Here is an 11,272-nt window from a genome sequence, read left to right as displayed (position 1 = left end):
ATAAATTATTGCTTTATAAGAATTATCATCTGATAATTGTCTTAATTAAGCTCTGTTTCAACGTCAAATTTTGGACTTTTTCAAATTATATGCGTCTAGTTTTTGTCAGAGAACGATTTTCCCCGTTGAAAAAAGTTGGCGAAAATCATGAGCTTGTCATACACTTTTCAAGTGCAGCCGATATGTTGTTGATTCGGCAAGGCAAAAAAGCAGCTCAGTGCTGCGAAGGCGCTGTCCTAAAGACAGCAAGATTGACTTAAGCTTTGAGGGAAGTTTTATGGCGCTCACAAAGGCCGATTTGGCAGAAAGCCTGTTTGAAAAATTAGGTTTCAGCAAACGTGATGCCAAGGAAACGGTTGAGGTGTTTTTCGAAGAAATTCGTCGAGCACTCGAAGGCGGCGAACAGGTAAAACTCTCTGGTTTCGGCAACTTCGATCTGCGTGATAAAAATCAACGTCCAGGTCGTAATCCGAAAACAGGGGAAGACATTCCTATTTCCGCACGACGTGTCGTAACGTTCCGCCCAGGGCAAAAACTGAAAGCCCGTGTCGAGAACCTAAAAGACGTCAAATAAGGACCGAGCATAAGACCATGTCATGAGACATGGTCTGTATGCTTTTATTTCTGATAGGGAATTTCAGGTTAAGCGGCCTGCAGCTGAGTTGTAATATAAGGTTGCCAGGCTTGCTGATATAGCTGCTGGGATTGCTGTCTTACTTTTTCTATTTGTGCCATTTCCATGGTACTTAACTCTCTATTCTCTTTTAACGCTCTACGCTCAATTTGTTGAATCTGTTCGTAGATGTCATGTTCTGCCCCGTTTTTCACTGCGGCAATGTCTTTCAAGTGCAATTGAACTTCAGCAACGATTTGCGTTTTAGGCAGACGAACGAGCACGTTCAAATCACGATAGCCAGATGGTGCAGGATGCTTAAAGCGGTTTTTCACTTTGACTATGGTCGCTTGGCGATTAAGCACTTCGTAAGCTCGAACTAAGCTTGGCACATCGTCAGCAACAATCGTTGCGCGAGCAAGGTCGGTGATACGTTCTGCTTGACCATTAAACTCGGTATCAATTTTATCTAAGGCACGTTGCTCTGATTTCACGCCTGAGAAATGCACGGATGTGGTGGTTTGCAGGGCGGCACTTTTACACAAACTTTCCAATTCATGTTGTGCTTGGTGAGCTTTACTGTAGAGCACAGTAAAGTCGCTGTAGGGTTGAATCACTCGAGTGTTGTTGCTTTGAATACCGTAAAGACCACTCAAACTATGACGAAAGACACTTGAGCTGATTTCATTTTGCGATTCGCTACGATCTTCCTTAGCGCTGGTATCGACCGACATGGCTGCAAATGCAGGCGCGCGGCTGATCAACAGCAGCATGATCGCGGTCGTGCGTAACAATAGGCTCATAACTCTCCTTAGCTTTCGCTATTGGGTCAAAATGGGAACAAAAAGTTTCTATGACACCAAGGCGTTAGGAGTTGGAGCGTGTTGCTCTTAAGATATGGGGCTCACTAAATCGATTACAATCCTTCTGACCAAAAGCTGACAGTCTATTGGCGTGAGCAATATTAAAAGCTACATTTAATCAGACCGTTACGCAGCTAATTGGTTCCCAGGCGAGAATGTAACGAAAAGTGTCAAGGCTTGATACAAAATGGCTACCTTTACAAAATGGAATAGGGTAGTCTGTTGCCCCCAAAATGGAACAAGAGTAGCGCAATGAACGACCCTGAATTTTGGCACAATAAATGGGCCAGTAACCAAATCGGTTTTCATCTTAACGATGTGAATCCTCTGCTGACTCAGTTCTGGCCTGCACTGCAGCCGAAACGTGACGAGAAAGTGTTGGTGCCTCTGTGTGGCAAAAGTGAGGACTTAGTTTGGTTGGCTGAAAAGCATAATGACGTTATCGGCGTTGAGCTCAGCCAAATCGCTGTGCGCGCCTTTTTTGCTGAGCATTTTTACACGCCATTAGTCACTAAGTTAAACCACCATCATGAGCTCTATCAGTTTGATGAACTGTCGTTGTACACCGGAGATTTTTTTACTGCTCCCGTTGATAAAGTTGACCTTGTTTATGACCGCGCGGCTTTAGTTGCTCTACCTCAATCTATGCGTGTTACCTACGCTGAGCGTTTAAAGCAGTTGCTTAACCCCGGTGGGCGAATTTTATTGGTGTCACTAGACTACCCACAAGAGGAATTGTCAGGACCGCCATTTAGTGTTCCACAGCACGAAATAGCCGACTTGTTCGCAGATTTTGATGTGACTTTACTCAATTGCAATGATGTCGATGCAGCTCATCCACAAAGAGCAAAAAAAGGATTGTCACGGTTTGCAGAAACGGTTTGGCTGATCCAAAGTTAAAACAATCCTCGATTAAGAAGCGTGAAAAGCGCCTGTGCAGTACACCTTAGCTGTATTGATTCGTCGGTTGGCACTGAACGAACTCTTCCTTAGGAAGAGATAAAGTTTGAATAAATACATTGAAGGTATATTGCATGTTCTCTTTTGCTTCACGTCCCTTTGCGCGCCCTGAATTGGTGGCGAGCAATGACCATACCGAAAACCACATCTTGGATGCGATTAAGGTCAATGTGCCTTATATCGAATTTAAAAGTGATGGCACGATTGAGTACGCTAACTCGCATTTTCTTGCGGCGATGGGGTACTCTCTTGAGCAGGTGAAAGGTAAGCATCATCGGATCTTTTGTGAAGAGGCATTTACTTCATTGGCAGCCTATAACTCATTCTGGCGTGATTTGGCGCAAGGGAAACCGCAGCACGGTGTATTTAAGCGCGTTAAATGCAATCAAGAAGAGATCTGGATTGATGCGACTTACATACCGGTCCCTGATAGCCAACAACGTATTACGAAAGTCGTGAAAATTGCGAGTGATGTGACTGCCGAAAAGCATCAGTTAGAACGCCAACAAGCGGTATTTACTGCCCTGCAAAAATCGTTAGCGTTTATTGAGTTCACCCCTGACGGAACGGTTCTTGATGCCAACAACAACTTCTGTCGTTGTGTCGGTTATCGCGTAGAAGAGATACGTGGTCAACATCATCGCATGTTCTGCAAAGAAGATTTTTTACAGCAAAATCCTCAGTTCTGGCCTGATTTGGCGAAAGGAAAGTTTTCCTGCGGCATGTTTGAACGCAAAGGCAAAAACGGTCAATCGATCTGGTTGGAAGCGACCTATAATCCCGTGATGGATGAATCTGGCAAGGTCGTGCGAGTGGTTAAGTTCGCGACCGATATTACCCGGCGTGTGAAGCAACAGCAGGCCATTGAAAACGCCTCTGATATGGCACAGCAGACGTCGCAACAAACCGTTGAGATTGCGATTGATGGCGCAAGTACATTACATCAAGCAGTAGACGTGGCGAGCAACATTACCAAGGATGTTGGCAAGGCGAGTGGCTTGATGCAGCAGTTGGCGGCACAGTCGCAGCAGATCACCCAAATCGTAACCACCATTTCGAAAATTGCCGATCAAACCAATCTATTGGCATTGAATGCAGCGATAGAAGCGGCTCGCGCAGGGGAATATGGTCGCGGATTTGCTGTGGTAGCCGATGAAGTGCGCACTCTGGCGTCCAATACGTCAAAAGCAACCGACGAAATTGGCACGATTGTAAAACGCAATACTGAATTAACTCAGAATTCAGAAGAGACGATGGAATCGATTCAACGCCGTGTTGAAGAGTGTAATGACCAATTGCATCGTACTCAGGAGTTAATCGATGCCATCAAATCGGGGGCCGAGAATATCGCTGAGACAGTCAGTGCTCTGAAATCCGATGTGGAACGCTAGAGTTTTCTAAATGACAGGCACAAAAAAGCGCGTTGAACACGCGCTTTTTTAATCACTACAGAACTGGAAATCAGTATTCGATTTTAACTGCTTTTGCACAGGCAATCGCAGCATCAACTGCTTTTTGCGTGTCTTTAGCACGAGCCAGAGCAACACCTAGACGGCGACGACCATTGATTTCTGGTTTTGCGAATAGGCGAATTTGCGTTTGTGGCATTGCTAGCGCTTCTTCTAAACCACTGTAAGCGATGTTTTGTGAGGTGCCTTGACCAAGAATGGCGGCAGATGCACAAGGACCGTATTGGGTAATTTTACCTACAGGCATACGAGTGAAGGCACGTACGTGCAACGCAAACTCAGACATGTCTTGAGAAACCAGTGTTACTAAGCCGGTATCGTGTGGACGAGGTGACACTTCATTGAAGATCACTTTGTCGCCTTTAACGAACAGCTCAACACCAAATAGGCCGTAACCACCAAGGGCATTAACCACTTGTTCTGCAACGTATTCAGCTGCTTTTAGCGCGTTTTCAGACATCACTTGTGGCTGCCATGATTCACGATAGTCACCGTCTTCTTGACGATGGCCGATAGGTGCGCAGAAGTGAACGCCATCAACAGCACGAACGGTCAGCAGGGTAATTTCGTAATCGAAGTCGATAAAGCCTTCCACAATTACACGACCAGCGCCAGTGCGACCGCCTTCTTGAGCGTATTGCCACGCTTTGTCGATGTCGGCTTCAGTCTTAATAACGCTTTGGCCTTTGCCTGATGAACTCATTACTGGCTTACACACGCAAGGGATACCCACTTCAGTGACAGCCGCTGCGAAATCTTCGTAGTTGTCTGCGAAACGGTAAGGTGACGTTGGAAGAGACAGCTCTTCTGCTGCTAGGCGACGAATACCTTCACGGTTCATGGTTAAACGTGTCGCGTTAGCGGTAGGAACAACGTTTAAACCTTGTGCTTCCAATTCAACCAACTTAGCGGTGGCAATGGCTTCAACTTCTGGGACCACAAAGTGTGGCTTTTCTGCTTCAATGACTTTTTGTAGCTCTTCGCCATCAAGCATATTGAACACATAGCTGCGATGTGCCACTTGCATAGCAGGCGCATCAGCGTATCGGTCACAGGCAATCACTTCTAGGCCTAGGCGTTGACATTCAATCGCCACTTCTTTGCCTAGCTCACCAGAACCAAGAAGTAAAACACGAGTAGCATTAGCTCGGGTTGCAGTCCCCAACATACGGAATCCTTATTACGTTTGTATCACTTTGTGAAGTTGCGGCAATGATACGCAAAAAAAATAGAAAAGCAAACGTTTGCGTGCCGCTGGTATGGAAATAATGTGGGCTAGTATACGCTGGAATAATGACGTCTTTATGTCATTGAACCATAACGGTTAGCACATAAATTTTAATCATTATGCGGTGAGTCGGGTGGAAAAAAAGAGAGCTTGGCGGTACTTCAGATATTCAACCAATTGTTGTAGGTAAATTAGGGCAAAAGCCACAGGTGAGGCTTTTGCCCAAACCATCATTATGAGGAGAGTGCTACGTACTCAAGCTCAATATCCGGATTAATCGCTTCTAACGTTGATTGAGTGCAGGCAAGATGGCTAATCGATGCGGTCGCCATTTCTGCTAACGCAGCGTGAGTCATGGTGGAAAACTCATCTCCACCCATGCGCAACTGAACCAGAGCCACTTGCAGTGGTGGTAGGCTAGGGTTAAACGCTGCGTTTTCCGCATAAGCGCCGCTGTAGCTGTTGCCGGTACTCGTTGCTAAAGCCACGCCACTGAAGTTTTGCGTGTAAGGAGCATGGCTGCGATTTAATGCTTGAACGCCTAACTGGACCAGTTCACTGTCACTGTCGCTGGTATAACCGTGATCGATCTTACCCATGAGTAGCGTGGTGATGTCGAGATCCGCTGGGCCAAACGATTCAGGCAAGTAGTGTTGTAGAGTTTGTCCAACTCTTTGTGGCAATTGAATTTTCAGTGTTTTGGCGGTGGTCAATTCATTCATAAATTGACGACAGTGACCGCAAGGTGTGTGGTTCACGGTGACATCCACAATACCTTGTTCACCTTTGGTCCACGCATGGCTGATACCTGCCTGTTCGGCATGGATAGTTTGACCAAGCTGCGCGCCGGAAAATTCCATATTGGCGCCAAAATAGAGGCGTCCACTTAGGCCACGAACCAATGCTCCCACATAAAAATTGGAAATAGGAACATAAGCGTAAGCGGCGGCTAATGGCAGTAAACAGACTCGCAAATCAGCGTCTTGATAACCTGAGATTTCAATAAGTTGGCTGAATTGTTCCGCAGAGATAGTCGCGTCAAAATCGTGAGCTAATACAATTGGAGTCAGATACTCAGCGATCTGCGGTGGTAAGCTGTTCAGTGCCTCCTGAATACGGCCTTTCATAAGCTGTCCTTGTTTGTTTATGGAACAATAGTGTAAGAGACACACAAAACAAAGGTGTGATAAATGTCACATTTAAAATGAAACGATTGTTTATTGTTACATAAAGAGAGTGAGATCACACTTGGGATCGATTACATCCATGCAACCGATAAAATAAGACGGGTTAACTTTTCAGCAACCCGCCATCACATATTGATTCACACTGGATTTGCGAAGCTCGTTATTTGAGCTGTTTTGTCTTTTTAGCCAACCACAATATGATGTAGCCAAAGAACAGCAGTAAAGACAATCGGTGCCAATATTGAGGTGATAATCCCGCAGAGCACAAGCGCGAGTGAGCTGAATGCACCTTCTTGGCCGTCACGTTCAGCGCAGGTTGCGGTGCCCAACGCGTGAGAGACTGACCCCATGGTTAAGCCGCGTGCAATGGGGTGGGTGATATTCAGTAGTTTAAAAATTGGATACCCCAAAATCGCCCCAAACAAACCCACCAACACCACGACAATCGCTGCGATAGAGGGTTCGCCACCTAAGTTACGGGCAACTTCCATCGCAATTGGCGTGGTCACCGATTTTGCCATAAGAGAGGCAATCAGGGTCAAGTTCGTCCCCATCACCACCGCAATAAAACTCGCCGTTATCATCGACATTAAGCTACCAACGGTACAAGCCAGCATGATAATGCGCCAATTAGCGCGAATTTGCGGTAACTGCTCGTAGAGCGGAAATGCAAGGGCGACCACGGCAGGAGCAAGCAAGTCACTAATGTAGACGTTATCGGCGTAGTAGGTGTCAAAGTCGATACCAAATACCATCAAAATAACGATTAACGCCACGATACTCATTAACAGCGGGTTAGCGATGGGTGAATGAATTTTTGTCGCAATCCAGCGACAGATAAAAAAGACCACTAAGGTAAGTACGAGCCACATTATGCTTTCCCCTTAACGCTTTTGGTGTCGGCTTTGATATCGGCTTTCACATTGATGCGCTTACTGTCGGCGTTTAAAAAACGGTCCAAAATTAAGCCCAACGTCACCATGACCAGTGCACTGCCACCGATGGCGCTTGCCAGAATGGCCCACGCATTGGAGAGCAGCATATCAAAGTGGTTCATAAGCCCTACGCTGATAGGGACAAATAACAACATCATGTAGCGGATAAAAAGGTGCGCTCCAGGACGGACCCAGTCAACGGGCGCGAAACCGCTGGCCAAGAGAGCAAAAAGAAGGAGCATGCCAAAGATACTGCCAGGAATCGCAACTCCCAGCAGGTGTTGTATCCAGTTTCCGATCGTCAAACAGATAAAGATCAGGGCGAAGGAAACCACGTATTTTAGAAGTGTGTTTATCATAAAAATGTCACATCAGAAGAAAGACAAACCAAATTTAAGAGGCGAGTTGTTCTACATACCGATATACGGCTTTTAATATCGCGATTTTCTGAGCATCGCTTTCATGTTCGTGAACCAAATTTTCCAAATTGAGCATATAAGCCTCAATATTGTTTTCAAAATACTCTCGGCAGTGATTAGCCCAACGACGTTGCTCTGTATCGCTTAATGTCCATGGATAATGACGCGCACGATAACGGAACAGCAAAGGTTCAATGCGTTTATCACTGAACTGCAAATCTAACGAACCCAATTGTTCTGGGTTGCTTTCACGGATGATCTCCATTGCTGCTTTATCCGCTGGGGAGAAGAAACCGTCATACAACTGTGTGTCTACATCGTCATCTTTAGCAAATTCACGTTCTTGGCTAAAGAGAGTAATGAGTTTTTCGCGAATGGCTGGATGCTCACGCAAGGTCGCCAAATTCGCCAAGCATTGTTCACGATTAATGCCGATGACTTTGGCGTTTTCCGCCGTCAGCGTTTTGGCAGGGGCCAAAATGGGGCATTTATTAAGGTGAACTAATTTCACGGGTACAGGCAACTCATCGTCAGCTAGATCCTCTCTACGCGTATACAGGCGGGTCTGCAACTCTTGTGCAGAAAGCTCAAGTAGTGGCGTCGGATCTTTGGCCAAATCCACCGTAATCACTGCGTTTTGATTGGTTGGATGCCAAGCCACGGGCACAATCCAACTGGTGTATTGGCATTCGCGCCCCAGCATTCCAGAGACGTGCATTAGTGGTGTCATATTGACGATATCAACCAGCTCCGTCAATTTACGCTTGTTACGCATACTGTAAAAGTAGTCGAACAACTTAGGTTGAGCCGCTTTGACACGTTTTGCCATTTCAATAGTAGCGATAACATCGGCGAGCGCATCGTGGGCATTATCGTGCTCTATGCCATTGGCTTTAGAGAGGTGTTCCAGTTTAAAGCTAGGAAAGCCTTCGTCATTTTCCGGCCAAACAATGCCTTCCGGACGCAGAGCATGACAAGCACGCAGCACATCAAGTAGATCCCAACGCGAGTTGCCGTTTTTCCAGCTCCACTCGTAAGGATCAAAGAAGTTGCGGTAACAGGTGTAACGAGTGACTTCATCATCAAAGCGAATGCTGTTGTAACCTAGGCTGGTGGTATTAGGACGAGCAAGCTCTTCATAAATACGCCCGATAAACTCAGGCTCAGATACGCCTTGGCTCATCGCTTTTTGTGGGGTGATTCCGGTGATCAGCGCGGCTTCAGCGCCAGGGAGATAGTCGGCTGGAAGGCGACAATACATGACCAGTGGATCACCAATAATATTGAAGTCTGCATCGGTACGAATGCCAGCAAACTGACTTGGTCTGTCTTTGGCTGGGCTGGTGCCCCATGTTTCATAGTCAAAGAAGAAGAATGACGGTTGTTCGCTATTTTTTGTAATTTTCTTTTGATGTTCGTTGTTTTGCAAAACAGGCCTTATCTATCAGTCGATTGCTGATTTATGGTGTGCTATATTTTTACGACAGTTTTTTCGTTTTTCATCCGTTCACATCATGGGTTGCGTCCTTAAATGCGTCCTATTTTGTGTTCGGGTGTGTCCTCTGAGGTGCCGTCGTGAGCATTACCGATAAACAGCTAAAAGCTATTGAGCGCTTGAGCGAGTATTCTGGGCCGTCTGAACTAAAAGACGGTAACGGTCTCGTCGCTAAAATCACTCCTAAGGCGTCCATCATATTTCAGTACCGCTGTCGATACAATGGCGTAAATAAGCGTTTTCGCATTGGGCGATATCCTTTCATAAATTTAAAGCAAGCAAGAGAAATTCACAGAAGGATGCTTGAGCTTAAAGAAGAGGGTAAAAATCCAGAAATAGCGTTAACAGGTGAAACCGATTTTGTGACGTTGCAGGATTGTTTAGACTTTTGGTTTGAAAATAAAGTGTCAACTTTGAAAGAAGGGACAAGGACTCTTTATGTTTCTGTGGCCAGTAATTATTTTTATCCTGCCTTTGTTGGTGAAAATGTGGAAACAATACCAGCTAGGGAGTGGATGCGGTGGTTTGACGATATAGCTAAAAAGAACCCAAAGACAGCAAACTCTGCATTTTCAAAGATGAGAGCGTGCCTTAATTTCTGTAAATCTAAGTTTATTATATCGGGCACTAACCTTTCCAAAATTAAACAACAGGATGTTGGAACTAGTGCTCAAACTGGATCTAGAGTGTTGAGTTTGCCTGAGTTGGCGAAGATATGGATTTGTATCGAAAGGAGTAAGGCGGGCACATCGACCAAGAACCTTCACTTGATCACTATGCTGTGGGGGAATCGCGTTTCTGAGTTGCGTCTAGCGAGAAGGGCACACTTTGACATGGATAATGATATTTGGACTGTCCCACCCGAGCTAAGCAAGATGGGAAAGCCAATCAGAAGACCTATTCCAAGGCAAATTAAGCCCATGCTGGAACGACTCATGAATATCTATGATGACTATCTATTCCCTGGTAGTTCATTGAAGAAGCCTTTAACAATTTCCGCAGCCAATCGGTACATTAGGCGAATGAGGGATATTTTGCCTCTTGCGCACTGGAGGACACATGACTTTCGACGGAGTATTTCAACGATATGCTCCGAGCTGGGAACAATGCCTCATGTTACTGAGAAAATGCTTGGTCATGAGCTTGGTGGAATTATGGCTGTGTACAATAAGCACGATTGGCTAGCGGAACAGAAAGAGGCTTACGAAAAATTCGCAGACTGCCTTTTTGAGCAAGTGCAGAAAGAAATCTAGATTATTTTATCAATGAAAATCTGGCGAGCTCTCACCATTTGGATGGCATCTCGCCAGCAGTCGTGAAGACTATTATGGGGAATGAGGTCGTCTGTTAGAGATTGGTCGTCAAGGTAGCCAGTGTTTCCATCGGTAAAGGCATCAATGTAAGTCCTTACATCACGATACTGGTTGTATTTGTATGGTACTTCCACATCAAAGTCTTTGCATAAACTAATTAGCTTTGGTGGATCAAAGTCAGTACCGCGACAAAATAGCTGGGAACCAGAGATAAACTGGAAGAATTTCTCAAGGATGTCTTTATTCTTGCCTATGACAGAACCAAAAAATGCGGCGCTTTTTGCGTCTTCACTTTGTTTATCCCACCATTTCATTGTTCCGGGCTCTATCACTCTCTGTTTTAAGAGTTGTTCTGGTATTGATAAGGAAGCGTGGAATTCCGCTTTTCTATCTAGCGCCAGCTTGCTTTCGTTTCGGTTAAATCGCACTGCGGATAATGTGAGGATAACTGATTTATCGGAAAGCCCGCACGTTTCAGTGTCGAATACTGTAGTGTCATTGATTTCACTCATTTTCTTTCTGCTCCTGATTTTTGTTGTTTGGTATTACTGAAAAATCATCCAAGCTCCAATTGTGAGCATGGAATTGCATCGCCGTTCCAATGTCTCCAAGTCGCATCGTAAAAAATGATCCTTTCTTGCATTTTGGGCATTCAAGTCCTAATTCTTCAGGGGCCCATATTGATTTACAAAATGGACATGCTCGGTTTTCAGGCATAATCGATCCTTCTTTGAGAGCGGCGAACGCCATTGAATGAATTGATGAGACAGGCAACGACAAATGCGCGTAA

The 11,272-nt window shown here is 45.4% G+C and carries 12 protein-coding genes and 1 pseudogene; 5 read left to right on the top strand and 8 right to left on the bottom strand.

Translation table 11 applies throughout. The features are described 5' to 3' along the window. Positions 1-277: 277 nt before the first annotated feature. Positions 278-574: an integration host factor subunit alpha gene (gene ihfA, locus OCV11_RS10405; protein WP_261892792.1), complete on the top strand. Its 297-nt coding sequence runs from the start codon at positions 278-280 to the stop codon at positions 572-574. 68 nt (positions 575-642) lie between these two features. Here ihfA and OCV11_RS10400 read toward each other — a convergent pair whose 3' ends face one another. Beyond that, a complete protein-coding gene (locus OCV11_RS10400; RefSeq protein WP_261892791.1) occupies positions 643-1,416 on the bottom strand; it encodes a nucleotidyltransferase family protein in 774 nt (257 codons plus the stop codon). Between the two features lie 312 nt (positions 1,417-1,728). On the opposite strand from OCV11_RS10400, the gene OCV11_RS10395 reads away from it, so the two are divergent. From OCV11_RS10395 to OCV11_RS25065, 3 genes and pseudogenes are all read left to right on the top strand, one after another. Continuing rightward, positions 1,729-2,376, top strand: coding sequence for a thiopurine S-methyltransferase (locus OCV11_RS10395; RefSeq protein WP_261892790.1), 648 nt, complete (start codon positions 1,729-1,731; stop codon positions 2,374-2,376). Between the two features lie 134 nt (positions 2,377-2,510). Beyond that, positions 2,511-3,287, top strand: a pseudogene (locus OCV11_RS25070) (PAS domain-containing protein); the annotation flags it as partial. A 30-nt stretch (positions 3,288-3,317) separates the two neighbouring features. Further along, positions 3,318-3,827: a methyl-accepting chemotaxis protein gene (locus OCV11_RS25065; protein WP_261896274.1), complete on the top strand. Its 510-nt coding sequence runs from the start codon at positions 3,318-3,320 to the stop codon at positions 3,825-3,827. 70 nt (positions 3,828-3,897) lie between these two features. Here OCV11_RS25065 and purT read toward each other — a convergent pair whose 3' ends face one another. The 5 genes from purT to sbcB form a co-directional block, all read right to left on the bottom strand. Then, the gene (gene purT / locus OCV11_RS10380; protein WP_261892789.1) at positions 3,898-5,073 is read right to left on the bottom strand and encodes a formate-dependent phosphoribosylglycinamide formyltransferase; all 1,176 of its coding nucleotides are present in this window, start codon (positions 5,071-5,073) and stop codon (positions 3,898-3,900) included. A 293-nt stretch (positions 5,074-5,366) separates the two neighbouring features. Further along, positions 5,367-6,260, bottom strand: coding sequence for a cytidine deaminase (gene cdd / locus OCV11_RS10375; protein ID WP_261892788.1), 894 nt, complete (start codon positions 6,258-6,260; stop codon positions 5,367-5,369). 242 nt (positions 6,261-6,502) lie between these two features. Further along, positions 6,503-7,192 (bottom strand): CidB/LrgB family autolysis modulator, encoded by a 690-nt coding sequence (locus tag OCV11_RS10370; RefSeq protein ID WP_261892787.1) that lies wholly within the window; start codon positions 7,190-7,192, stop codon positions 6,503-6,505. Continuing rightward, positions 7,192-7,614, bottom strand: coding sequence for a CidA/LrgA family protein (locus OCV11_RS10365; protein ID WP_261892786.1), 423 nt, complete (start codon positions 7,612-7,614; stop codon positions 7,192-7,194). Before OCV11_RS10365 ends, OCV11_RS10370 begins: the two co-directional genes overlap by 1 nt. Before the next feature lie 34 nt (positions 7,615-7,648). Next, positions 7,649-9,076 carry an exodeoxyribonuclease I gene (gene sbcB, locus OCV11_RS10360; protein WP_261896273.1) on the bottom strand — a complete coding sequence of 476 codons (1,428 nt, stop codon included), beginning with the start codon at positions 9,074-9,076 and terminating at the stop codon, positions 7,649-7,651. 173 nt (positions 9,077-9,249) lie between these two features. Between sbcB and OCV11_RS10355 the strand changes: the two genes are divergently transcribed. Beyond that, positions 9,250-10,422 (top strand): tyrosine-type recombinase/integrase, encoded by a 1,173-nt coding sequence (locus OCV11_RS10355; RefSeq protein WP_261892785.1) that lies wholly within the window; start codon positions 9,250-9,252, stop codon positions 10,420-10,422. Here the strand turns inward: OCV11_RS10355 and OCV11_RS10350 are convergent. Then, on the bottom strand, positions 10,419-10,994 hold the full coding sequence (locus OCV11_RS10350) for a 3'-5' exoribonuclease domain-containing protein (RefSeq protein WP_261892784.1): 576 nt from the start codon (positions 10,992-10,994) through the stop codon (positions 10,419-10,421). The two genes, OCV11_RS10355 and OCV11_RS10350, sit on opposite strands and share 4 nt — an antisense overlap. After that, positions 10,987-11,199 carry a hypothetical protein gene (locus OCV11_RS10345; RefSeq protein ID WP_261892783.1) on the bottom strand — a complete coding sequence of 71 codons (213 nt, stop codon included), beginning with the start codon at positions 11,197-11,199 and terminating at the stop codon, positions 10,987-10,989. The genes OCV11_RS10350 and OCV11_RS10345 overlap by 8 nt, the downstream gene beginning before the upstream one ends. Between the last annotated feature and the right edge of the window lie 73 nt (positions 11,200-11,272).

The sequence above is a fragment of the Vibrio porteresiae DSM 19223 genome (assembly GCF_024347055.1).
Taxonomy (GTDB): domain Bacteria; phylum Pseudomonadota; class Gammaproteobacteria; order Enterobacterales; family Vibrionaceae; genus Vibrio; species Vibrio porteresiae.
This window is presented reverse-complemented; position numbering and strand designations above follow the sequence as displayed.

Excerpts from the sequence above, each read along its gene's own strand:
- ihfA (WP_261892792.1), top strand. The coding sequence starts at position 278 with ATGGCGCTCACAAAGGCCGATTTGGCAGAAAGCCTGTTTGAAAAATTA.
- OCV11_RS10400 (WP_261892791.1), bottom strand. The coding sequence starts at position 1,416 with ATGAGCCTATTGTTACGCACGACCGCGATCATGCTGCTGTTGATCAGC.
- OCV11_RS10395 (WP_261892790.1), top strand. The coding sequence starts at position 1,729 with ATGAACGACCCTGAATTTTGGCACAATAAATGGGCCAGTAACCAAATC.
- OCV11_RS25065 (WP_261896274.1), top strand. The coding sequence starts at position 3,318 with ATGGCACAGCAGACGTCGCAACAAACCGTTGAGATTGCGATTGATGGC.
- purT (WP_261892789.1), bottom strand. The coding sequence starts at position 5,073 with ATGTTGGGGACTGCAACCCGAGCTAATGCTACTCGTGTTTTACTTCTT.
- cdd (WP_261892788.1), bottom strand. The coding sequence starts at position 6,260 with ATGAAAGGCCGTATTCAGGAGGCACTGAACAGCTTACCACCGCAGATC.
- OCV11_RS10370 (WP_261892787.1), bottom strand. The coding sequence starts at position 7,192 with ATGTGGCTCGTACTTACCTTAGTGGTCTTTTTTATCTGTCGCTGGATT.
- OCV11_RS10365 (WP_261892786.1), bottom strand. The coding sequence starts at position 7,614 with ATGATAAACACACTTCTAAAATACGTGGTTTCCTTCGCCCTGATCTTT.
- OCV11_RS10350 (WP_261892784.1), bottom strand. The coding sequence starts at position 10,994 with ATGAGTGAAATCAATGACACTACAGTATTCGACACTGAAACGTGCGGG.
- OCV11_RS10345 (WP_261892783.1), bottom strand. The coding sequence starts at position 11,199 with ATGCCTGAAAACCGAGCATGTCCATTTTGTAAATCAATATGGGCCCCT.